Source organism: ANME-2 cluster archaeon (assembly GCA_019429385.1).
Lineage (GTDB): Archaea > Halobacteriota > Methanosarcinia > Methanosarcinales > Methanocomedenaceae > Methanocomedens_B.
In genome coordinates this window covers 59,714-81,577 of record JAHYIS010000004.1, presented here as the reverse complement: position 1 = coordinate 81,577, position 21,864 = coordinate 59,714, and the positions used below count along the sequence as shown (strand labels likewise).

At 42.6% G+C, this 21,864-nt stretch carries 26 protein-coding genes; 12 read left to right on the top strand and 14 right to left on the bottom strand.

Annotation, left to right across the window (positions count from 1 at the left end; translation table 11 throughout):
- Positions 1–32: 32 nt before the first annotated feature.
- Positions 33–266 (top strand): Lrp/AsnC ligand binding domain-containing protein, encoded by a 234-nt coding sequence (locus tag K0A89_02795; protein MBW6517415.1) that lies wholly within the window; start codon positions 33–35, stop codon positions 264–266.
- A gap of 97 nt (positions 267–363) precedes the next feature.
- Here the strand turns inward: K0A89_02795 and K0A89_02790 are convergent, their stop codons facing one another.
- The 3 genes from K0A89_02790 to K0A89_02780 form a co-directional block, all read right to left on the bottom strand.
- Positions 364–1,563 carry a hypothetical protein gene (locus K0A89_02790; GenBank protein MBW6517414.1) on the bottom strand — a complete coding sequence of 400 codons (1,200 nt, stop codon included), beginning with the start codon at positions 1,561–1,563 and terminating at the stop codon, positions 364–366.
- Between the two features lie 61 nt (positions 1,564–1,624).
- On the bottom strand, positions 1,625–1,846 hold the full coding sequence (locus K0A89_02785; protein MBW6517413.1) for a DUF2180 family protein: 222 nt from the start codon (positions 1,844–1,846) through the stop codon (positions 1,625–1,627).
- Between the two features lie 12 nt (positions 1,847–1,858).
- Entirely contained in the window at positions 1,859–2,071 is a 213-nt protein-coding gene (locus K0A89_02780; GenBank protein MBW6517412.1) for a DUF2180 family protein, read from the bottom strand.
- A gap of 238 nt (positions 2,072–2,309) precedes the next feature.
- On the opposite strand from K0A89_02780, the gene K0A89_02775 reads away from it, so the two are divergent.
- Positions 2,310–3,806, top strand: a complete 1,497-nt coding sequence (locus K0A89_02775) for a hypothetical protein (GenBank protein MBW6517411.1) — start codon at positions 2,310–2,312, stop codon at positions 3,804–3,806.
- A 31-nt stretch (positions 3,807–3,837) separates the two neighbouring features.
- Here the strand turns inward: K0A89_02775 and K0A89_02770 are convergent, their stop codons facing one another.
- On the bottom strand, positions 3,838–4,281 hold the full coding sequence (locus tag K0A89_02770) for an FAD synthase (GenBank protein MBW6517410.1): 444 nt from the start codon (positions 4,279–4,281) through the stop codon (positions 3,838–3,840).
- Positions 4,282–4,440: 159 nt separating this feature from the next.
- Between K0A89_02770 and K0A89_02765 the strand changes: the two genes are divergently transcribed.
- The 8 genes from K0A89_02765 to K0A89_02730 all read left to right on the top strand — a co-directional run bounded on the left by K0A89_02765 (position 4,441) and on the right by K0A89_02730 (position 11,056).
- Positions 4,441–5,271, top strand: a complete 831-nt coding sequence (locus K0A89_02765; GenBank protein MBW6517409.1) for a F420-dependent methylenetetrahydromethanopterin dehydrogenase — start codon at positions 4,441–4,443, stop codon at positions 5,269–5,271.
- 180 nt (positions 5,272–5,451) lie between these two features.
- Entirely contained in the window at positions 5,452–5,862 is a 411-nt protein-coding gene (locus K0A89_02760; protein ID MBW6517408.1) for a Tfx family DNA-binding protein, read from the top strand.
- 46 nt (positions 5,863–5,908) lie between these two features.
- Positions 5,909–7,072: an NAD(P)/FAD-dependent oxidoreductase gene (locus tag K0A89_02755; protein MBW6517407.1), complete on the top strand. Its 1,164-nt coding sequence runs from the start codon at positions 5,909–5,911 to the stop codon at positions 7,070–7,072.
- Between the two features lie 41 nt (positions 7,073–7,113).
- The gene (locus K0A89_02750) at positions 7,114–8,571 is read left to right on the top strand and encodes a TrkH family potassium uptake protein (GenBank protein MBW6517406.1); all 1,458 of its coding nucleotides are present in this window, start codon (positions 7,114–7,116) and stop codon (positions 8,569–8,571) included.
- A 58-nt stretch (positions 8,572–8,629) separates the two neighbouring features.
- Entirely contained in the window at positions 8,630–9,418 is a 789-nt protein-coding gene (gene lsrF / locus K0A89_02745) for a 3-hydroxy-5-phosphonooxypentane-2,4-dione thiolase (GenBank protein ID MBW6517405.1), read from the top strand.
- An 11-nt stretch (positions 9,419–9,429) separates the two neighbouring features.
- Positions 9,430–10,452 carry a zinc-dependent dehydrogenase gene (locus K0A89_02740; protein ID MBW6517404.1) on the top strand — a complete coding sequence of 341 codons (1,023 nt, stop codon included), beginning with the start codon at positions 9,430–9,432 and terminating at the stop codon, positions 10,450–10,452.
- Positions 10,453–10,467: 15 nt separating this feature from the next.
- Positions 10,468–10,662, top strand: coding sequence for a hypothetical protein (locus K0A89_02735; GenBank protein ID MBW6517403.1), 195 nt, complete (start codon positions 10,468–10,470; stop codon positions 10,660–10,662).
- A gap of 97 nt (positions 10,663–10,759) precedes the next feature.
- Entirely contained in the window at positions 10,760–11,056 is a 297-nt protein-coding gene (locus tag K0A89_02730; GenBank protein MBW6517402.1) for a hypothetical protein, read from the top strand.
- Positions 11,057–11,063: 7 nt separating this feature from the next.
- Here K0A89_02730 and K0A89_02725 read toward each other — a convergent pair whose 3' ends face one another.
- Entirely contained in the window at positions 11,064–11,741 is a 678-nt protein-coding gene (locus tag K0A89_02725) for a YkgJ family cysteine cluster protein (GenBank protein ID MBW6517401.1), read from the bottom strand.
- A gap of 241 nt (positions 11,742–11,982) precedes the next feature.
- On the opposite strand from K0A89_02725, the gene K0A89_02720 reads away from it, so the two are divergent.
- Complete coding sequence (locus tag K0A89_02720) at positions 11,983–12,366, top strand: hypothetical protein (protein MBW6517400.1); 384 nt, start codon at positions 11,983–11,985, stop codon at positions 12,364–12,366.
- A 59-nt stretch (positions 12,367–12,425) separates the two neighbouring features.
- Here K0A89_02720 and K0A89_02715 read toward each other — a convergent pair whose 3' ends face one another.
- The 6 genes from K0A89_02715 to K0A89_02690 form a co-directional block, all read right to left on the bottom strand.
- Positions 12,426–12,710, bottom strand: coding sequence for a carboxymuconolactone decarboxylase family protein (locus K0A89_02715; protein MBW6517399.1), 285 nt, complete (start codon positions 12,708–12,710; stop codon positions 12,426–12,428).
- 257 nt (positions 12,711–12,967) lie between these two features.
- On the bottom strand, positions 12,968–13,387 hold the full coding sequence (locus K0A89_02710) for a hypothetical protein (GenBank protein ID MBW6517398.1): 420 nt from the start codon (positions 13,385–13,387) through the stop codon (positions 12,968–12,970).
- 1,277 nt (positions 13,388–14,664) lie between these two features.
- Complete coding sequence (locus K0A89_02705; GenBank protein MBW6517397.1) at positions 14,665–15,591, bottom strand: phosphoserine phosphatase; 927 nt, start codon at positions 15,589–15,591, stop codon at positions 14,665–14,667.
- Entirely contained in the window at positions 15,588–16,262 is a 675-nt protein-coding gene (locus K0A89_02700) for a hypothetical protein (protein ID MBW6517396.1), read from the bottom strand. The genes K0A89_02705 and K0A89_02700 overlap by 4 nt, the downstream gene beginning before the upstream one ends.
- A gap of 86 nt (positions 16,263–16,348) precedes the next feature.
- Positions 16,349–16,639, bottom strand: a complete 291-nt coding sequence (locus K0A89_02695; protein ID MBW6517395.1) for a DUF424 family protein — start codon at positions 16,637–16,639, stop codon at positions 16,349–16,351.
- A 40-nt stretch (positions 16,640–16,679) separates the two neighbouring features.
- A complete protein-coding gene (locus tag K0A89_02690; protein ID MBW6517394.1) occupies positions 16,680–18,767 on the bottom strand; it encodes a minichromosome maintenance protein MCM in 2,088 nt (695 codons plus the stop codon).
- 300 nt (positions 18,768–19,067) lie between these two features.
- On the opposite strand from K0A89_02690, the gene K0A89_02685 reads away from it, so the two are divergent.
- Positions 19,068–20,012 carry a hypothetical protein gene (locus K0A89_02685; protein ID MBW6517393.1) on the top strand — a complete coding sequence of 315 codons (945 nt, stop codon included), beginning with the start codon at positions 19,068–19,070 and terminating at the stop codon, positions 20,010–20,012.
- A 42-nt stretch (positions 20,013–20,054) separates the two neighbouring features.
- Here K0A89_02685 and K0A89_02680 read toward each other — a convergent pair whose 3' ends face one another.
- The 3 genes from K0A89_02680 to eif1A are packed head-to-tail and all read right to left on the bottom strand — an operon-like array spanning position 20,055 to position 21,778.
- Positions 20,055–20,588, bottom strand: coding sequence for a KH domain-containing protein (locus K0A89_02680; protein MBW6517392.1), 534 nt, complete (start codon positions 20,586–20,588; stop codon positions 20,055–20,057).
- 47 nt (positions 20,589–20,635) lie between these two features.
- Positions 20,636–21,454 carry a serine protein kinase RIO gene (locus tag K0A89_02675; protein MBW6517391.1) on the bottom strand — a complete coding sequence of 273 codons (819 nt, stop codon included), beginning with the start codon at positions 21,452–21,454 and terminating at the stop codon, positions 20,636–20,638.
- A 6-nt stretch (positions 21,455–21,460) separates the two neighbouring features.
- Positions 21,461–21,778: a translation initiation factor eIF-1A gene (eif1A, locus tag K0A89_02670; GenBank protein MBW6517390.1), complete on the bottom strand. Its 318-nt coding sequence runs from the start codon at positions 21,776–21,778 to the stop codon at positions 21,461–21,463.
- Between the last annotated feature and the right edge of the window lie 86 nt (positions 21,779–21,864).

Genomic DNA, 21,864 nt, shown 5'->3' with positions numbered 1-21,864 from the left:
GCAGTCATATAACTGGATAAGGAGAAATTTTATTGGCATTAGGATTTGTACTTATTAATGTTACTCCCGGCAGGGAGCGTGAGGTATTTGACATTCAGGTGAAAGAAAACAACATCCAGGAGATTCATCCCTTATTTGGGGAATACGATCTTATCGCCAAGGTCACGGTAAAAAGCATGGAAGACCTGGGAGATATCGTTTTTAACAAGATACGGAAAATAAAGGGAGTCACTTATATGAAGACTCTTACTGGTGCTGGTTTTTAATAGAAAGTATAACTGTGTGTTTGTCCGACTATATCGGACACCTTGGACTAAGTCCATGGTCTCAAGTTAATCCGACCGTAGGGAGGATTTTCTTGTCTTACCATTCATCCTTTTTTGGTCTTCGCATTGCCGCCCAGATAATCAAAAGTAAGGATGTTATTGCAAAGACGACTGGAGCAAATGTTAGATTTACTTCAGGGATGATGAGATTTTCAGCAAAGTTCTTTCTAACATATAGTTTCGTTTCATGCGAAATACGTCCGCCATCACCCGATATGGCTGAAACCTCAATAATATGGCTGCCGACGGGTAAAGGTTCAAGTTTGATACTGTGCATTCCGGGGTGTGGGGCAATAAACTCTTCTATGATAGTTCCATCAAGTGTTATGCGTGTTGAATCAAATGAATCACTGCCGCTAAGATAATAGGTTACATTTATGCTTTGATTCTTATAAATTCTCTTTCCACCATCATCATTGGTGACCTGAACAGAGAGTGAAATATTGCTACTGGCTTTACCGGTGTTATTGTTATCATTAGTGTCGGTGCCGTTCATTTCCGTTGATGTAACCGTTTCTACTGGTATTGCATCGAAAGGTTCTTCGAACTGGTATAGATGTTCTATGAACACTGCACTACGGGTACTGCCCTTGAAAATACTCTTAATGGTAAAAGAAATAATTGTATGGTCGTTTCCATTTGAAGTTAATGTATAATTGAAAATATCATTTCCTTTCATTTTGCTTTCCTTAACCATGATATTATTTTTATACAAACCAAGTGTGGTTGAATCAGTCCCAAAATCTTCAATGTTAAGACGGTAACCCTGTTCCAGGATTAGGTACGTACCAGGTTCAAGTTTTTCCTCCTGGTCAATGATAAGGAATCCTGTCGTGGGGCGCGAAGGGTCAATATATTGTACTACCCTTATAGTAGCGGTTAGTTCATCGATATCAACATCCATTAACGTTATAGCAAGTACGATGAAATCTGTGTCATCATATTTCCTGGTAACATTATAGACCTCGCCCTTGCTAATGAATCTGTCCTCGCTAACGGTTTGTCCATCAAATGTTATCCGTATGATCACCTTCCTTCCGGATGATGCAGGTTCTACCATGTTAACACTATATCCCTGGTAGAGTTCATATGATTCACCAATACCCAATACTCTTTCACCGGTAAGTATCATTGACCTTGTTTCCAGGGCAAGTGAAGGAGCTATAAAAAATGATGACACAACAATAAGTAAGAAAAGCAAGGCGAGAATTCTTTTGATATATGGTTCGTTTATCATAGAGCCACCATTAGGATAAAAGTTTTGGAAAAATGAAAATGGGATACATGGATGTACCCCTTTATTCACACCCTGTTGTATATATTGATTCGATGCAATATTTGCAAAGAAAACGGGGAAGGTTTGTTTTCATGACCTTAACTGGCATAGGGTATTTGCCTTCCCATATCTGCAGGTCAGCACGCTGGGCGTGTTCCATACATAATCCCATACCGCACACGATACATACCGCAACTGCTTCTTCGGTTTCTTTATTTTCATCATGTATAAAGCATTTAAGCATATCTCTCACTCCTCACATATTCTCTTTCAGGGCCCTATGACACGGTGGACAGATGATACGTTTTATGTGTTCAGTATCCGGTTTAAGCCTGACAGGATATGTTCCGTCCCAAACCGGCGTCTCTTCTCGCATCATATGTTTGCGGCACACGCCCATACCGCATACAATACACACTCCCACAGCATCGGAGTCCTTTCCCTCTTGTGCACATATATAACATTTCATATATTTCACCCGTTCCTGAAAAGTGTAGTATACCATTCCAGGTTCATTTGTTTAGGTGGAAATATCGTGGTACTGACTTCCACCCAATTTTATAAAGGTTATGATTGATGATACTTCTAATAGTTTACGCAATCAGAGTGTGATAATACTTTTATATGAATACAATATATAAAATCATTTATTAATCTGTGAAAAAAAGTATGATATTCGGGTTTTTCTTATTTACATAGGTGTAAAAATGGGCGGGCCTGAAAAAAAAGTAGATTTAACTGATGTAGCAGAACTGGAGAACTTCATAAAGGAATCGGGATTAGATACATTCCTCGATGCCATGAAGAAGCCGCATCGTAAACCAAAAAAGATTACTCAAAATAAAAATGATATCGATTGGATATTGGAGATTATCAGGACATTCAAGCCAGTACATTTGCAACTAAGGTCATATTATATTTTACTGGTGAAACTGCTTGATTATTTAAAAAAAGAAGATTTCTCGGGTTGTCTTTTTATTCATGTCGATGAAACGATATCAGTCTTTTCTATGTGGCGTGGTGAACTCATAGGAATTATTAACAACAAACTGGATGTTAGTGATGAGGAAGCTTTCAGGTATGTACTGGGTAACTATCAAAATGCAATAATCGATATTTATCAATCCCCTGAAGGGAAAGAATCTTTACCATTGTTATTGAATTCCATAGCTAAAAAAGACCTCGAACCAATATACAAAGACCTTGATACTGAATTTACCGACCTGTCAAAACTTAATTATAAACTGGTACAGGAAAAATTGGTAGGGTATGTCGAATTAAAACTCCCTGAAGGCAGGTATATTGCATGTTATCATAGAGGTGGGGAAATACTGACTGTATATCTTGATAAAAATAACAAACACACAGCTTCTACTCCGGATAAAATGTGCAAGCAAAATGGTATTGTCAACATATACAAGAGTAAGGTCAGGACACTCGTAAACAGCATGGAAGATGCCATGAAACGGATAACGGTACTTGCTTTGATTGTAGATGAATCACAACCTGCGCTCCATACCATAGTGGATGAATTTAAGGGACATATATCCCTGAACCTGGCAGAAGCTGCCCGCAACAATGTCGACCTGACCATTAGTTTGCCTGCAGGACTTGCAAACAGGGATGATTCCGAGATATTTAAGGTACAGGTAACCAAAACACCGGAGTTTGAATTTGTAAAATATCTGTTAAGTGATTTTTTCCTGAACATTGCAGAAAGCGGAAACTCTGCCACTCTTAAGAATATTTGGATGAATATCCCGAGAGTGAAAGTGATCAAATTCTCGCAGACCTATCATGAAGGTCATGTAGAACATAAATTTGATGTTGTCATTGAGGACGGTTCCGATAATGTCCTGTTTGCTGCCAGGATAACGAACAAGATTACCAAGTCCTATGAAGTGGATGTATTTCTTAAAGAACTTGAGAACATCAAAGAGAATAAGAATGAATGGAACAGTCTCAGGGCAGGATTTTTATTATCTACCAAGGGATTTGAAGATGATGCTATATCAGCAGCCCGAAAAGATACTGGTACCAACGCGGGAGTGAAGAAGGTACTGGGAAAGGTGTATGGGTCTAAAGTGCCGGATGTGCTGGTTAATCCGATTGGTTTTGTCAAGACCGCTAATAAGGGAGGATTCCATCTTGTATTGATACACCTTGAAAATAATATATTTAAAGTGATTTTCCCTGATTTATAACGTCTTTTTTTTGAGTGGTTAAAGAAAAACGTTATCTTGTATAGTCAATCCGACTGAAAGGAAGTTTATCTGTAATCAACCTGATGATGGCACCACTACTACACGTATTACATCGGTCGCGTTTTGTTACGCGGACTACTTTTGCATTTATTCCCCGGGATGCCAGTTCCTTTTCAAGGTCATTTTCATTGAAGTGCTGGTCATGTCCCAGTACGATGATATCAGGCTGGATGTCAGTCAAAGGTTTGAACATATCATGCTCGTCACCCAGCACAGCATGGTCCACCACTTTCAATGACTTCACCATAGCAAGTCGCTGCTCTTCTGGAAGGAATGGTCTGGGTTTGTGCGTTACCATTGTGGTACAGGCTACAATTACCCACAGCTCGTCGCCCATTTTTTTTGCTTCCTCCAGATACAATATGTGTCCTGGATGAAGTATATCAAATGTACCGGTTGCCAGAACTCTTACCAATCAATATCACCAGTTTATAAATTCTGCTGATTTATCATAAGGATTCCGAAGTTAAAGTTGTATATTAATAATTACAATTTTGCTTCTATTCCATGATTTTGTCCGAACAATTTCAAAACACATATAAGTACATCGTCCAATTTCATTTTTGTGATCCATATGGTTAAAATAGGATTCATTAAATTGGGAAACTTGGGGATGTCCCAGGTTATCGATCTCATTCTTGATGAGATCGCGGCTAGAGAGGGAATAGAGATCAGGTCGTTTGGCACTGGAGCCAAGATGGGGAAGGGAGAAGCTGAACATACGAAACACTTCAGGAATTATGAAGCTGATTTCTATGTCATGATCAGTCCCAACTCATCAGCCCCAGGCCCCACTGCTGCACGTGAGATATGGAAGGACAGGCGTGTAATCGTTATTTCTGATGGTCCTACCAAGAAGGAAGACCGCCAGGCCCTGGAAGATGCAGGTTTTGGATATTTAATTATGAAAGTGGACCCGCTCATCGGTGCCAAGACAGAGTTCCTTGATTGTGTAGAGATGGCCAGTTTCAACAGTGATGCCATGAAGGTACTATCCACCTGTGGTGTGGTCAGGCTTATCCAGGAAGCGTTTGATGCTGTCATTGACCAGGCAAATGCAGGCAAGTCAGGCAAGGACCTTGAACTGCCTCATGTTCTGGTAACTGCACAAAAGGCTGTAGAAAGTGCAAGATTCAATAATCCGTATGCAAAGGCCAAGGCGCTCGCAGCTTTGCACATGGCTGACAAGGTAGCTGAGATCAACTTCCCTGCCTGCTTCATGATGAAAGAGATTGAACAGGTTACCCTGACAACAGCGACGGGTCACGAAATGATGAGGGCAGCAGCTCAGCTGGCCATAGACGCCAGGGAGATCGAAAAGGGTAATGATGCAGTGTTCAGGCAGCCTCATATGAAGGACGGTAGCCGAAGGACCAAGACCAAGCTTTACGAAAAACCGCAATAGGTTTATTGAAGGGGCGGCATTAGCCCCCTTTTTATTTTGTACTCGTACATAAAGTATAACTTTGTGTACTCAAGTTAATCCAACCGTAGGGAGGATTTTCTTGTATTTTTCGTTATTCTGTTGTTCGACAGAGCAATATCCACCAAAGTTATTACTTTGAAAAGATAGATAGTACTGTCAATGCCTAACAATAATTCTTTTTTGACTATTCGGCAAAAACGGGTGTTGGAGCTTCGTATGAAAGGTTATACACAGGACCGCATAGCTAAGATGCTCAATACAAGCCGTGTCAATGTCAGTGTGATTGAAAAACGAGCGTACCAGAATATAGAAAAGGCAAAAGCTACCCTTGTAGAATGGGAACATCTCCAGGCACTGGTGTCCATTACTATTGTCCAGGATACTGATGTAATGTCTATCCCCCGCATCATATTCAATGAGGCTGACCGGGCAGGAATAAAGATGCATGGAAATACACTTGATATCATCACCCAGATCCATGAAACCATGCCGGGTGTGATAGAACACCGGAGGGTAAAACGTTCTTTTGTTATCTTTATCAGCAGGACCGGTGAGGTATCCTTTGAGTGAGGTTTCATATGATATTGTGGTTGTAGGCGGGGGGCCTGCCGGTTCCATGTCTGCAAGGCATGCTGCGATGAGCGGGGCAAAGACACTTATCATTGAAGAACACCGGGCTGCGGGTTCACCTGTACAATGTACGGGACTGGTGAGCAGTAAGACCCTTGATGTATGTGGCATCGAACCCGGGCCATGGGTTTACCAGGAAGTTACCGGAGCGCACATATTTGCACCCGACGGCAGCATCATTTCCATTGGCGGTGAAAAGGTCAGGGCATATGTGATTGACCGCAAGATGTTTGACCGGCATTTGCTCAGACTGGCTGTTGCAGGGGGTGTTGATGTCATGCTAGGGACAAAGGCGGTGGGGTTGCACGATGCTGATGGTATGAAGGTGCTTGAAGTTGTACACGGCGGTAGGAAGATGCAGATAAAAGCAGGAGTGGTCATTGGGGCTGACGGTGTGCAGGGAAGTATTGCAAGATGGAGCGGTTTGGGCCAGGTGCAAAAAGTACTGTCAGGGGTGCAGATAGAGACAGTTTATGATGTGGAAGATACTGACCATGTGGAAGTGTTCGTAGGTCATGAGGTACCGGGGTTCTTTGCGTGGGCAGTGCCTGTAAGCGATAATGTGGCACGGATAGGACTGTGTGTCGACCCAAAAAGGACGCATTTGAGCGCTTATGAACATCTTATGCAGTTCCTGACCAGCAATCCAAGGATGAAAGAACGTGCCGGACGTGGATTTTCGGATATGCTGGTGGGTTGTATCCCGCTGGGTCCGCAATCATGCACTGTGGCAGATGGTGTGCTCATCACAGGGGATGCTGCAGGGCAGGTTAAGCCCACATCGGGCGGTGGTGTGTATATGGGCGCCCTGTGTGCTCAGATCGGAGGCGAGGTTGCCGCAAATGCGGTGCTGTCAGGTGATACTTCTACACGGGCACTGATGGAGTATGACAGGCGGTGGCGTGAGGTTGTGGGGCGCGAACTGGCTGTTGGGATGCGGATACACAAGGTGTTTGGGCGGCTGGGAGATGATGATTTCAATGAACTTATGCGGTTCTTTGGCGAGCCTGAGGTTTTGGAGCTTATCAGTATGCATGGGGATATTGACCATCCGTCAGTGTTGCTGGGTAAGCTGGTGGCCAGGGCTAAAGGAAAGAAGTTGCTGGGTGTTTTCAGAGTTGCATTAAAAGCAATGGTGGGGAAGGAATAACCGAACTTTTTATATAAATTATATTCACTGTAGGTAATACAATGAAATTCAATATGGTCCTTAACACCCTGGGAATCATCCTGAAATACCTGGGCGTTGTAATGCTTATCCCGGCGCTGGTTGGATATTATTATTCCCGGCACGACCCTGCACAGTTCCCATCTGTTATGGTCTTCGTATATTCATTCATAATTACAACGTCTGTAGGACTTGTGCTGGAACATACCAACCGCAGCACTGATGAGTTCAGGAACCGCGAAAGTTTTGGCATAGTGGCTTTTGGCTGGCTGTCAGCAGCAATCTTTGGCGCTTTACCTTTCCTGTTCAGCGGAATGCATCCGGTTGATGCCCTTTTCGAGTCTATGTCAGGTTTTACCACTACAGGTGCTACCATTATGACCGATATCGAGTCTTATTCAAAAGCATTGCTGTTCTGGCGGAGTTTCATGCAATGGCTGGGCGGTATGGGTATCATCATGCTTTTCCTTGCCATCCTGCCCAAACTGGCAATAGCAGGTCGCCAGTTATTTAAAGCAGAAGCACCAGGCCCTACTGAAGATAAACTGAAACCAAAATTAAAAGAAACTGCCAAGATACTCTGGATGGTGTATGTGGTCATCTCAGCAGTTGAGTTCATTGCGCTGCTGGCTGCCGGTATGGGAGTATATGACGGGCTGACCCACACGTTCACTACTATGGCCTGCGGTGGTTTCTCACCCAGGGCCGATTCTATTGCAGCTTTTAACAGTCCCGTTATCGAGGGTATCATCACCTTTTTCATGTTTGTTGCCGGTGCTAATTTTGCACTGCATTACCGGTTGATATATGTTGACCATAGAAGTCTGCTTAAAGATGGTGAGTTCAAATTCTACAGCTTTATTGTGGTTGGTACAACAGTAGTTTTGACATGGACCCTGTGGAGTACCGGGACATTTGAAGGAATTGGCACATCATTTCGATACGCCATATTCCAGGTGCTGTCCATCCTGACAACAACAGGCTTTGCAACGAACGATTTTAATACATGGCCTGACTCTGGCCGCATGATACTGTGCATGCTTATGTTCATCGGAGGCAGCGCGGGCTCAACAGCAGGCGGTATTAAAGTTGTGCGGTTGTTGTTGATGTTGAAATACGGATATCGGGAACTGTTCAGGTCGCTCCAGCCAAAAATAGTGCGTCCTATCCGCCTGGGTGAGCGGGTCGTACCCGAGGATGTGATGAGCAGTATTTTCTCCTTCATTATCCTGTATATCCTGGTGTTCATGACCAGTACGTTCATATTGGGCGAACTGGGAATTGATGCTTTCAGTGCAGCTTCGGCATCCATAGCAACGCTGGGCAATATCGGGCCAGGATTTGACCTGGTGGGACCGTGGTCAAATTTCAGTACCATACCTGTAATGGGAAAACTGGTGCTTATTGCCAATATGTGGATTGGCAGGCTTGAGATATTTACGGTGCTGGTGTTGTTACTTCCGGGATTCTGGAAAGAATAAGCAAATAATAAATATCAATCTACCTATTACCTATTTGAACCATCAATGGAGGACTACCATGGACTGGGGTATGCAAAATCGGATATCACACATCATACAGCCAAAAACCGGACGAACAGTAATGCTGGCAGTGGACCACGGGTATTTCCTTGGACCCACGTCAAGACTGGAAAACGCCGGAGAGACAATCAAACCACTTATTGAATATGCAGATGCGCTCATGCCTGCCCGCGGAGTATTGCGCACAGGCGTGGACCCTGGCACTTCCACCCCCATTGTACTGAGAGTATCGGGCGGCAACAGCATCGTGGGCGAAGACCTCTCACGAGAAGGCATCACCACATCGGTGGAAGATGCACTGCGACTGAACGTGGCAGCAGTTGCCATGTCCATCTATGTTGGCAGCCAGTACGAGCACCAGACACTGATGAACCTGGGCAATCTTGTCAACGAATGTGAACGCTACGGCATGCCAGTGGTGGCAGTTACCGCTGTGGGTAAGGACATGGTCAGGGATGCACGGTACCTGGGTCTGTGCTGCCGGATAGCAGCCGAACTGGGCGCAAAGATAGTCAAGACCTATTATTCTGATGATTTCCACAAGGTCGTGGAAGGCTGTCCCGTACCCATCGTAGTGGCCGGCGGCAAGCAGATGGATACAGAAATAGACGTGTTCGAACTGGTCCATGGTGCTATTTCCGAGGGTGCCGTGGGAGTTGACATGGGCCGTAATATCTGGCAGAACGACCATCCTGTTGCCATGATAAAGGCAGTACGTTCAATTGTTCACCAGAACTACACACCAAAGGAAGCAATGGACCTGTATAACAGCGAGAAGGAAAAATAGGAGCCGTATAATTGCGCGTTGCAGTTTATTATAACAATAACGACGTGCGTCTCGAAGAGATACCCGTCCCCATTGTCGGCAAGGATGAACTGCTGGTCAGGGTTGATGCCAGCGGCATCTGTGGCAGTGATGTGATGGAGTGGTATCGCATCATGCGCGCGCCGCTGGTGCTGGGGCACGAGATGGCGGGCACCGTGGTCGAGGTTGGCGAGAATGTTACCCGATACAAGCCGGGGGACAGGGTATTCGTGTCCCATCATGTGCCATGCAATACCTGCAACTACTGCCTGAGCGGCCACCACACGGTCTGTGACACCCTGCGCACGACCAATTTTGACCCGGGCGGCTTTGCCGAGTACCTGCGGGTGCCGGCTATTAATGTCGACCGCGGCGTATTCCTGCTGCCAGACGAAATGTCTTTTGATGAGGGGGTATTCATAGAACCACTGGCGTGCGTGTTTCGGGGACAGCGCATGGCAGGGATAAAGCCGGGACAGAGCGTACTGGTCATTGGTAGTGGAATTACGGGACTGTTGCATATCAAACTGGCAGCGGCACTGGGTGCCGGCAGCATATTTGCCACGGATATTAATCCGTACAGGCTGGATATGGCATCAAATTCCGGGGCACAGGTTATCAATGCACAGGATAATGTGCCTGGGCGCCTGATGGAACTCAATGACGGCCACCTGGCCGATGTAGTAATTATCTGTACCGGTGCCGTGCCAGCCATAACCCAGGCGCTGGCATCGGTGGAGCGGGGTGGCACCATTTTGTTCTTCGCCTCGCCCGAACCCGGGGTAACGGTGCCTTTACCGGTATTTGACCTGTGGAAGAATGAGGTCTGTATTGTTCATTCATACGGCGCCAGTCCGATGGATATTACGGCAGCCATCGAGTTGATACGTGCAGGCAGGGTTGAGGTCAATGCTATGATCACTCACCGATTCGGCCTTGCTGATACCGGTGAGGGGTTCAAACGTGTGGCGGGTGCTGGTGAATCCATGAAAATAATTATCGAACCCCAGAAATAGTAAGGAGTGTAATGAATGGAGATTGTCAGGGAATACCAGAAGCGGGAATTTTGCAGGGACATCCGGTGTCCTTCCCAACTGAAGATAAATGTGGCTCCCGACCAGATGGCCATTGACGTAGTAAGGAAGGAAGAGTGCCAGAAATGCAAGGCGCACGAGTTCCATGCATGGTTGATTGACAGGGACTATCAAATTGTCATCATTGAATAATCTTTTAAATGGCTAATGTTTTCAATTATTGAAGGAAAGGATTTATTACCGATAGTCTCTAACATATATTATTATCTTGACATGTGAGGTGTCAAAGATGATAAGAAACCGAAATCAAGATGTAGATGAAGTTAGTACGGGATTCGTACTGGTCATTATAGCTCTTTTACTGCTATTGTTTTCCCCTGTGCTTCTGGATTTTTTCTCCATCCCCAGGGAAATTACCGGTTATGAGGACAAAAATACAAGGCTTCCGACATCTCTGTCACAACAAACCATCTTTGGAATAGGGATTTTGCTGGCAATAACAGGATTCGCTCTATTCTTTAAACATTTCGTGAATATAGTCAATGAGGGGTTCAGTCAAAGGATGAAAACAACGTTTCATCATTGACACACTTTTATTGTTCTGCAGGTAGCCTGTTTATCTCAAATGTGCCATTGTAAAAAACCCAGACCTCTATCCTTTCTCCTTCCCGGCTGAGTCTCATCTGCCGGTCATACATTCTTTGAACATGCCTGAGTCCATTCTTACGAAAGTGGATATCTATGGCTTTCAGGAAACGGATCTCCTGTTCCAGGAATGACTTTTCATAATCCATGGTATCCTTTGCTATCTCTCCAGCCTCGTTCTCTCCTATCTCTGAATAGTAACATCCGTGTTCGTTCAAACCGCTGACCTGCCGCCAGTCCACAATCCCTGCCTCATCTGCTTCCCTGTGCAGCATATAAGGATAGATGCGACATATCGAAAGGCGTTGGGAATATATGCGGCACCGCCCTCCTTCCAGGAAATAACATGCACCGCCAGGTTTGCTTTTCAGGGCATAGCCCGATACATAGAACTTCCCGTGCTGGTCGCAGAACTCGAAGTAGGGGGCTGGTGTTAATGCAGAGGGGTCTATCTGTTTGATAAGGGCAGTATCGGTATCGAGCAGGAATACGTGGTCATTGAATTCTTCTGTACAGCAGCGACCGCACAGATCGCACTCGAATCCTATTTCCCTGATAATGCTGGCGAGTTTTTCTGCCGGATACCGGATGAGGTCATGCAGTTCTTTTTCTCTGTTGGTGAGCATGGTTTGGATTGTGGGTGCTGTTAAGGTCACCACCTCTCTAAAGTATTGTTGTCCTGGTATTAATGTTGATTAAGAATAGAACTTGATGTGCTTAACCCTTTACAAGCTCTTCATTTTGGCTAAGGACTGCGGATAATATTTTATAATATTTCATATATATCTTTGAGCATACAAGTAACCACAAAAATATGTAAGATGTTGCTTGTTCCCGATAACAAAGGAAATATAAGGAGTGGTATATATGAATAAATATCTAAAGATAATTCTTTTCGGATTTCTTTTATGGTTAATTCCTTTTATCGCAGGAATCCCATTCGTGGATGCAGGTGGTAACTTCCTGATACCTGAGACATTTTTCAAAACAATAATGATATTAGTAGGCGGGTTGGTGGGTGTAACTCTCGCAGTAATGTACTTCAAGGATATCAATGAAAATTATGTACGAGAGGGAATTACCATTGGAATAGTATGGCTTGCAATAAGTCTTGTCTTTGACCTGGGTCTTGTGTCAATGGGATTCTTCCCTATGACGATTACCCAATATTTCACAGATATCGGCTTACGCTACCTCATGATGCCCATTTTCACCATAGGCATGGGATATGTCCTGCAACACAAAATGTGAGAAAGGTATTATTGAGAATAGATTTGCTCTCAACTGCGAAGACAGGTTAATGCAGGATATCATTTCATAATGTCATCGAGCGCTCTGGTCCAGTGAATCTGGCTCCCTGCTGCCACGAAAAGACCCGTGGATATCGCCTCTGCGATCTCATCTTCGGTTGCACCGTGTTGCTTGGCCCGCTCTGAATGGATACGTACACAGGACTCGCATCTCATCAAATTCCCTGCCACGATTGCGATAAGTTCCTTGGTTTTTACATCCAGTGCACCGTCTTTGAATATTGTCTCTCTTATTCCAGCAAAAGCTTTCTGTGTTTCTGGTAATCGTTCATCCAACCATCCCAAAAGAATCACCTTATACCGGGAAGGTATTAAATAATCAATGATAAAGGTATCTAAACGGTCCAGAAGTGGCGGAATTAAATAATAATGTTGTTCGTGTGCCAAAAATTCAGGTTTTTCTGATAACGTTAAAGATCAATGAGACAAAAACAACCAGAAATAGTACTAAATTGAGCCTGTGGCAAACATGTTAGATTCACCTGAAAATCAAAATAAAAATCAATTAACCCTTTAATCTCTAAAAAATTTATTTTGCTGGTTTAGATTGACAACCTTCTAAAAGCACTCGGAGATCTAATCAAGTCAAATCTCCCAACTTTATAGGCAGTTAACGCAGTAAGTAGAGAAGTAACGTTAGAAATTGAAACAAAACAATTTGCCCAATTTATTCCTCTCGTTGGCATTTCAGAACGATGATATCCTACCACTTCGTAAGAATTTCTACGTTCAATAATAGTCCTAAGATTGTATAATTTGCCAAGCAGTGGATGGAATTTCCTAGGGATATATTCACCTCTGAAACAGTTACCTTCATCCGTTTTTATTATATCACCAACATTATTTCTTCGTGCGGCTATAACAGGAATTATTTTGTAATCCTTCACAACTTTATTTGATCCATGACTATCAGGTCCTGCATCACCAATGAGAAAAATCAGCTTCAAGTCTGTTGATTTCATACTCTCAATGATTGTATCTTGAAATATTGTATTATCATTTTTATTGGCACTTACTGCATCCCAATATACAGGTAATCCCCACAATCGATCAACGAGACAAGTATCAGTATAACCAGTTCCTGTAAGTACACTATATTTTCCAGTTTTTTTTACGTAATGCCCAGCATCAGGATCAGAAAACTTCCCAGTTTCTTTACACTTGACACCATTGCTATTGCATTCAAAGAATCTTCTATCCCAGATCCATATTTTATCGCCAATAAGATTCAGGGCTCTACATTCTTGTTTTAATTGATCTGCATATTCATTCAAGCATGAACTGATGATATTCAGATTTCTAAGATAAGAACGCACATCAAGGTGATAATGGCTTTGTATTCCAAATTCTGTTCTCAACGACTTATTTTGGTTGAATTCTCTAATCCAGGAATTAAAATGTGTATATCCAAGCTTGCATCTTGCTACTTCTAACTTGAAAATATTATTGAAGTTGAGGAAATCAAAATTATTCTGCGGCTTATAACCATGATTTATCTGCATATTCATGAAGAAGTCATCAATTGAGGGATTTAATGCAAACAAGTGATTCAAATATCCATGAAAAGTAGGATATGTTTGGAAGGCTGATATCTGAATTTCAGGTAATACACCTTCCATATATTTTTCATTATTCCCCCTAAGTGGTTTTGTTTTATAGGGTATCCTGATTTTTCTTTTTAGCTATGATAAGGTACCATTTATGAAATCAGTAAGCTTCGTTTGAAAAACATGGATGCCATAGCTTTCATGTTTGTTTTTCTTTTTTATTTTGTGGGTATCTGTGAATACAATTTCTTGGTTTCCACATACTATTTTCTGACATTTTCTAATCGATCTTATTTTTCGTGTAAAGTCCGAGAGCTTTGACTAAAATATTGAAAGATTTCGGATTTTTTTTGTAATCTGTTTTTCGTCAGGCGTTTTATGAAAGATTTCTTTGTATCTTTTTTGGCCATCAACACTCTTGAGACTTATTACACTCAGACTGTTTACACCTAAAAAATCATCAAATTGTTTGATGAAATATTTATATCCCTTGCCTACAATCTTAATCATGGTTATGCCCCAATTAGATGTGGTTTTTGTTTTGCAACACTAATATTACTTTAATAAAGCATAACCATTATTATTTTAATTTAATTTCAATAAAACTTTGATTTATTAAATTAATTAATAATATAAGTTATCATGGCATTTGGAATTAGAAAATATGGAATATCAGTAGGTTTGCCACAGGCTCACTTCTTCACAAATTCTATTTCGTCATTTTCCAGAAGTAATCTCAAGTCTTCCAAACTCAGTTTACCCTTTTTCTGGAATTTATCTTTAGCATTCACCCGTTTTTCGTCCAGATTTTTCTGGTCCTTAACAAGCTGTATCTCTTTCATCTGGTCCAGGTATACATCCAGTTCATCCCGGGTTTGGGAAACTGAATTTTTAACAGCATCGATCTTCTCTTTAATAGGATTAGTAAACTCGTATATCTCAAGCAAACGCCTGTGATATTCGTCTGATTTTTTCCTGATTTCGTCCATTTTATTATAAGCATCCAGCATATCTTCGTGATAAGACTGGGACTCACTTGCCAGGTCGTGGATCAAAGCATTGAATGTGTCAATCTCCTGATGGAATTTGCTCACTTTTCCGTAGATACCCCCCATCTCATTATGGATAGTGTTTGCTTCCTGTATGGCTTTAAGACGGTCTCCCAGTTCACTCAATCTCTTCATCAGCGACTGCTCATAATCCAATGGTATATCAGATGTGGAGAACTTTTCCAGCTCAGTCCTGTATGCCTCTGTGAGGGATTCAAGCCTGCCCCTTGCTATTTTGTTCAGGTTATCACGAATCTTTTTCAATTCACTTATTTTATCAGTATAACCATCACTGTTGCTCCTGATATCATCCCGTTGTTTTTTCAGTTCAGCAATCTTCTTATTGACCTCATCGCGTCTGGTCCTTAATTCAGTAGCAGATTCTTTCAGTTCTTTAACCTGTTGGTTAAGTTCGTCACGTTTTTTCCTGAGTTCATTTGCCCCCTTGTTATGCAGTTTCATTTCCTGGTAGAGATCCTTGATATCCTGTTCCTTGTGTTCCACCTGCTGATTGAGCACATTGATTATGTTCTTCAATTCATTTTCAGACATAGCCACGACATCATTCATTTTTGTTCTCCCCCTGCCAAGGTCTTTTCCCAGTACTCAAGAGCATCATTATGAAGTTCGATCCTGAGTTTTAACCATCTTTGCCTTGATTCCATCTCTTCGAAATCTTCCTTTATTGAAGCGGATTCTGATTTGTGCTTTGCTGGAGCATCTACCATAATGTCCAGTTCTTTTCGTGCAGATTCAGCGGTCTTGAGAACATCCAGAATTGATAAAAAATCTCCACGCTGCACATCATTCAGTTCAGGTAAACCCTGCATCATTTCATTTACCAGTGCACCTATCCTGTCGATGCATGCCAACTCTTCGCTTGAAGACATACTGGCATTCTGCAATCTGTTATCTATATCACTTATCTCTTTTTCTCTATGCAGTAAGTGTTCGTTTGTATCAACACCACTCAAAAGTTTTAAACGTAATTTTGTTGCCTGGTGATAAAGTTGATGACGTTTTTCTCTGAGCACAACAATTCGTGTCTCAAGTGCTTCCAGTTCATTATTGATACGCTGGTATTCTGTCCTTTTACTGTTTACTGGTTCATCCAGACGATCCAGTTCTTCAGTAAAATCCTGCAAGAACTTCTTGTGTTTATTAATTACAACAGAATGCAATTCTACATCGCTCAATATTGATACAGGATGATATTCTGCCTGGTTTTCTATCTCTGTCATGATGGATTTCTCCTATGGAAATAATCAAATAATCAAATAATCCGGAATAACAAATATATTTATAAATGCTCCCCAAAATCTTAGTTTCACACACAGAACATCTGGGCGTGAGGTACACCATCAATGTAAATCAGACATGATTTATCTATAGCCCTGCATTTTATGGCAATATCAATACTACGCTCGCCTACAATATTTGCGGTCGTGGCATCCAGCAGTGCTGTTTTTACCTGTGCAGCATCTGCCAGTTCACCCTTATAAAATTCTTCGTCGATTTCCAGTTTCAGACCATTTCCTTTCAGGGTCTTGCCGATGAGTTCTCTATCACATACCGTTACCAGTATAGATTCATCGGTTTCGTATATCTTGATGTACATAGTCTATGCACTTCTCATTGACTATTAAAGTTAATGGTATTTACGTGGTTTTCAAAAATCCATTACTGGGTTCAAAAATAGACCCTTCACGCTTAAGTCTTTTTATAAAATCCTCAGCTTTATCCTCATCCATACCCGCTTCCACTGCACGCTGTATCACTTCGTTCTTAGGTGCTTTACCATCATGGTCCTGCTGCACTTCACGGATGATATCCCTGATAAGTTTGGCCTTGTCACGCTGGCTTTTTGCCATGCCTGTGTTGATCATATCGGAATCCAGTTTCCCGGTTTCGGGGTCTGTCATTACCTGTTTGAGACTTTCAGTAACGATCCTGATTATCCGATTAACGTCAGAAGTCGTTACCGTATTACTGAGTCTCATTTTGGCTGACCCCTCTGCAAGGCGCACAAGGGCCTCAAGCTGTCTTGCTGTTACCGGGATCGGTGAATTGGTATCGCTTCCCTGGCTCCTGAGATTAAGGTAAAAATCAATGATCATCTGGCGTGAATCGTCTTCCAGCACAGGAAATATGTGGCGCTTCGAATATGCAATATATTTACGCAACATCTCGGGTTTGATGGCTGGCTGGACTACCTCCATAGCAGTCTCTATCTGCTCCAATGTGATTTTGGAAGACTGCACATTTTTGTACTGGGCATCAATCTCACCGGCATAGTGCCCCCTCAAAATATGTTCCGCAATATTTGTATCACGCTGAGTGTTTGTTTCATCTGTTAGTATGAATATCAGGTCAAACCTGGATATCAGGGCAGGGGGCAGGTTGATCTGTTGAGCAATGCCCTCATAGCGGTCGAACCGACCGAATTTTGGGTTTGCCGCACCCAGCAGGGCACACCTGCTCTTCAGGGTTGCCAGGACACCGGCCTTTGCAATACTGATGGTCTGCTGTTCCATAGCCTCATGCAGTGCACTCCTGTCTTCCTTTGCCATCTTGTCCATCTCATCCACGGCAGCCATTCCCTTATCAGCCAATACCAGGGCACCGGCCTCAAGTGTCCAGCGTCCGTCCCCGAACTCGTCCTTGACAGCAGTGGCAGTAAGACCGGCAGACGTTGTACCCTTACCTGAAGTATAGATGCCCCGTGGTGACAACTTAATTGCATAACGCAACAGCTGTGACTTGGCAATACCCGGGTCTCCCACCAGCAGCATGTGGATATCTCCCCTAATTCTTGACCCGTCAGGCAGGTGTTTAGGCACACCGCTGAACAATTGCAGCGCCATAGCCTCCTTAATTTCATCATACCCAAAAATGCTGGGGGCAATGGAGGCAATTATCCGGTCAAAGATATCAGGAGAATTTCCCATTTCTTCGATCTGCTTTTCTTCTTCCAGGGTAATTTTTATCTCATCGAACTCGTGGTCTTCCCGTTCAATGGACTGACCATCCAGTACAAGGTCAAAAAAGGTACTTTTTACCATACCCTTCTCTCTCTGGTAGCTTCGCAGTATGCCGGATATGGTCACCCGGTCACCAGGAGCGACCTGCCCTACAAGGTCATCCTCAATATCAACATCAAGGGTCTGGGGCTGTTCACCGCCTCTCAGGTCTTCAGGAGATTCCTGTATCCTGAGTTTCTGGGCATCAATAAAGGTAGATTCTTTAACAAGCAACTTGAAAGGACCCTGCCTGCCACACTGTTCATTGTCACAATCAAAAGGTGTTGAAAACTTAGTACTGCTCTGGGGCAATTCAGTAATATGCCCGCATTTTTGACATTCAAATGCTGCCATGACAAGTTTTGGTCTTACTTCTGTGGCCTTCCTGATAATACCACTGATGCTTATTAATTTTGATATATTATCGCTTCTAAGCTGCCTAATCTCTACATCAGCAGGGAGATTTACTATCCTGACATGGGTATCAGCCAGTGTCACATCCATAGGCAGGTCAATATTGTTCAGCGCCTTGTTGGCGTGCCGCAGTACACTATCAGGAGTTTCCAGCAATTCACTGGCAAGTTCAATACTGTATTTTTCTATATCCGGGTATTCTATGATCAGGCTTTTTCGCTCAGGATATTCTCCTGCCAAAGAAAGCAACTGCTCAAAATAATAACGTTTTATGAACTCTTCCCATGTAATCTCTGATGAATTGTCAGCCATTTCCAAACCATAGGTTAAGTCAAACGTGCATAAGAATGTTGTGGTAAAGAGCGGACTGAAAGTATTGTTGCTACTGTTTTTCATGGAGTGGAAACAAAGGGGGGTTACTATCTATAGTGAAATATATTATTAAAAATTCTTTAGTATACGAAATATACTCAAGTAACAGCGACCTGAGCGAGCAGATTCTTACTTTGTATTTGTTTCTTTATAGTGAGGAAAACTTGATAAAGTATGAAAAAGGATAACTATATACTGATTTGTATTTGAAAAATACTATTGTCAATATGAGGGATAATTATGAACGAAAAGGATGAAGAGACTTTACAGGCAGCCGAAGATATGCCTGGAACGTCTGGATCTGATAGAAAACCACTTACGTCAGGTGCGAAGAAATCAAGTCCTGATACTGAAGGTAATCTGGAAGACGATTTTTCTGGGTATGATACGACCGAAACGACTTCCGAAAATAAACCAAACCTGAAGTCTGAAGCAAAAACCAAATCGAGTTTCATTCCAAAGCTGAAACCAAAACCTAAACCTGAACCCACCCCGCCAAAAGAAGTGCAAAAGGAAGTGGTGATCATTAGAGAAGTGGAGAAAAAACAATCGAATAAATTTGTGAAAAAAATGAGACGGTCATTCCTTGCAGTTTTTCTAATTATTGCACTGGTCATTGGTGGAAGTTTGTATGCCTGGACAAGTGGTATGGAGGATCTCAGGGATGACACGGATTACCTCATCGTAGTAGTATACAAGGATGTGCCAAAAGCAGCCAGTGTTTACCACAAAGATGTACGACAATCCGAGATCATTGAAATCACTGAACTTGGCGCATTATCGAATAGGAAACAGTTCTTTGAAAAAGCCGAGAATGATTATGGTCGACTGGACCGGATGATAATCATTGATGTGGACACGCTAAAAGCCCTGTCAACTGACAGTTACATCTTATACGAAACCGGTAATGAAATTTACGTGGATGACATGTATAAATGGATTGTGCAATCCGAGTATCCCCCGTCGCATATAATTATGAACGATAATCCATCAACCGTTGCAGCCAAGATACTCAAGGCCTGGATAGATCATTACAGCGATCAACTTCTCGGAGGATATGGTGGCTATTCGGTCAGAGTGATCCTTAATGCATATCGGGCAGACAAAATCCTGATATATCCTGGAAATTCGGCACTGACCATACTGAAATATGTGGCAGTTGAAAAATTAGTATTCCCGGTTTAAAGTACCGGCATTGTACAGATGGTAATAGAATTAAAAATATTACTATTCCCATCTGTTTTCTTTTAATTCCCTGCGTTTCTTTTCCAGAAAAGAGAATACCGGTCCATGAGGAGAGCCATTTACCAGCATCTCGATACCTGTGCGTGCTACAAGTATCTGGTCCAGATGTCCGAGAATGCTCACGGTCTTACCCATCACTGAAATTTTGCAGCCTGTCAGGTTCTCGAATATCTCCCTTGATTTACCACCTTTACCAATAATACGCCCCTTTATGCGCTGCAATTCCTTGGCAGTTGTGGCTATATGGCTCAGGTCCATTATCTCAACAGTAAGCATGTCATCGTCAAAAAGGCGGAGCACTTTATCAGGGCTAAAACCTCTCCCTATAGATTTGATAACCTCCGCAGCCCTCATTGCCAGTATTGGGTCGCTCGGGTCAGTTATCTCAATGCTGCCAGTCTGGCTATCAATTTTTAGAGTGGCAGTGGATTTTTGCTCAATAAGTGCTTTAGTGTTTCCATCGGGTCCGATAATTACAGCGATCCTTTCCATGGGTACCTTTACATAAGTGGTCATTTTATTCTCTAACATAACTTCCCCCATAATATAACTAATAGCACATATTACTGATGGTCTATCCTGGACTTTACAATCATTTCCAGGGTACTTTCCACATCCATTTCAACCCCATACCTGGCAAAAAAGTGAGCCATATTAGTGATATCCCGCAATAGGAAATCCCTGGCATTGAGATGGTCAAGAGTTACAGACTGCCCCATGTCAATGAAGACCGGGGTCAAAGATTCGGGTTCAAGCAGGATATTATATTCACTCAGATCGCTGTGGACCAGTTGTGCATCGCAAAACAACCGACGCATGAAATCGCTCACTTCACTACAGATACGGGTCGCTTGTTCCTTCGTTAAATGAAATTCACGAAGCTGTTGATAAGGAATATTATCTGTTCCCTTGAACTCCATAATTAGTATATTACGTTCCGTAATAATAGGTTTTGGTACATTCAGGCCACACTCAAGTGCCCGGGTAAGGTTACGAAATTCCTTTCTGGTCCAGGCCAGAACGATATCTTTTTTCGTGTGCCTTATGTTCCTGAACCTGACATCACCTATCAGATAATCCTGCATGGCTTTAAAATTGCTGTTATTGATGCGATATATCTTAATTGCAAGTTCCTGCTCTTTATTGTCCTGCATTCTAATCGCATGAAAAATATTCGCTTCTTTCCCTGTACTTATAGTACCCCCAAGCGCATCCAGATAACCTCTGGATGAAAGTTTATATAGTGACATAAGCGTAGAAGTATCGAAAACCTCATCCTTAAGTTTTAAATCCTCGGAATCTTTTATCCGTTTTCGAAAATCATCTACTTTTTTATCAATTTTGTACACTTTTTCAGAAACCGCACTGTCAAAGTCCTTCATATTGGATTATCCTTTCAGATATCCACGTCTTTCCAGCCAATCAGCCTGTGGACCAGTATATCTCCACATCACATCTGCTTTCTCATTCTGGAACTCCCATGGTACAACAATGATAATATCGCCCGGTCTAATCCATGTCCGTTTCTTCATCTTGCCAGGTATCCTTCCAAGCCGCATTACACCGTCCATGCACCGTACACGCACTTTATTTGCCCCCAGCATGCTTTCAACGGTCCCCAGGATCTCTCTATCCTGCTTACGGGGAACCCTGACTCTAACGACTTCACCTTCAGCGGGTTGATTTTTCTTGTAAATACTCAGTATAACACCTCTAATCCAAATAAGAAAAAACCACTGAATTTACGGATTTCTCCATGTGGTTCTTTTAATTGTAAAGATATAATTGTTTA

Coding starts and splice junctions, on each gene's coding strand:
- K0A89_02735 (MBW6517403.1), top strand. CDS start 10,468: ATGGAGATTGTCAGGGAATACCAGAAGCGGGAATTTTGCAGGGACATC.
- K0A89_02790 (MBW6517414.1), bottom strand. CDS start 1,563: ATGATAAACGAACCATATATCAAAAGAATTCTCGCCTTGCTTTTCTTA.
- K0A89_02720 (MBW6517400.1), top strand. CDS start 11,983: ATGAATAAATATCTAAAGATAATTCTTTTCGGATTTCTTTTATGGTTA.
- K0A89_02755 (MBW6517407.1), top strand. CDS start 5,909: ATGTCTGCAAGGCATGCTGCGATGAGCGGGGCAAAGACACTTATCATT.
- K0A89_02685 (MBW6517393.1), top strand. CDS start 19,068: ATGAACGAAAAGGATGAAGAGACTTTACAGGCAGCCGAAGATATGCCT.
- K0A89_02725 (MBW6517401.1), bottom strand. CDS start 11,741: ATGCTCACCAACAGAGAAAAAGAACTGCATGACCTCATCCGGTATCCG.
- lsrF (MBW6517405.1), top strand. CDS start 8,630: ATGGACTGGGGTATGCAAAATCGGATATCACACATCATACAGCCAAAA.
- K0A89_02675 (MBW6517391.1), bottom strand. CDS start 21,454: ATGAAGGACTTTGACAGTGCGGTTTCTGAAAAAGTGTACAAAATTGAT.
- K0A89_02730 (MBW6517402.1), top strand. CDS start 10,760: ATGATAAGAAACCGAAATCAAGATGTAGATGAAGTTAGTACGGGATTC.
- K0A89_02690 (MBW6517394.1), bottom strand. CDS start 18,767: ATGGCTGACAATTCATCAGAGATTACATGGGAAGAGTTCATAAAACGT.
- K0A89_02780 (MBW6517412.1), bottom strand. CDS start 2,071: ATGAAATGTTATATATGTGCACAAGAGGGAAAGGACTCCGATGCTGTG.
- K0A89_02710 (MBW6517398.1), bottom strand. CDS start 13,387: ATGAAATCAACAGACTTGAAGCTGATTTTTCTCATTGGTGATGCAGGA.
- K0A89_02750 (MBW6517406.1), top strand. CDS start 7,114: ATGAAATTCAATATGGTCCTTAACACCCTGGGAATCATCCTGAAATAC.
- K0A89_02680 (MBW6517392.1), bottom strand. CDS start 20,588: ATGACCACTTATGTAAAGGTACCCATGGAAAGGATCGCTGTAATTATC.
- K0A89_02695 (MBW6517395.1), bottom strand. CDS start 16,639: ATGTACATCAAGATATACGAAACCGATGAATCTATACTGGTAACGGTA.
- K0A89_02760 (MBW6517408.1), top strand. CDS start 5,452: ATGCCTAACAATAATTCTTTTTTGACTATTCGGCAAAAACGGGTGTTG.
- K0A89_02700 (MBW6517396.1), bottom strand. CDS start 16,262: ATGACAGAGATAGAAAACCAGGCAGAATATCATCCTGTATCAATATTG.
- K0A89_02785 (MBW6517413.1), bottom strand. CDS start 1,846: ATGCTTAAATGCTTTATACATGATGAAAATAAAGAAACCGAAGAAGCA.
- K0A89_02765 (MBW6517409.1), top strand. CDS start 4,441: ATGGTTAAAATAGGATTCATTAAATTGGGAAACTTGGGGATGTCCCAG.
- K0A89_02705 (MBW6517397.1), bottom strand. CDS start 15,591: ATGAATGATGTCGTGGCTATGTCTGAAAATGAATTGAAGAACATAATC.
- K0A89_02775 (MBW6517411.1), top strand. CDS start 2,310: ATGGGCGGGCCTGAAAAAAAAGTAGATTTAACTGATGTAGCAGAACTG.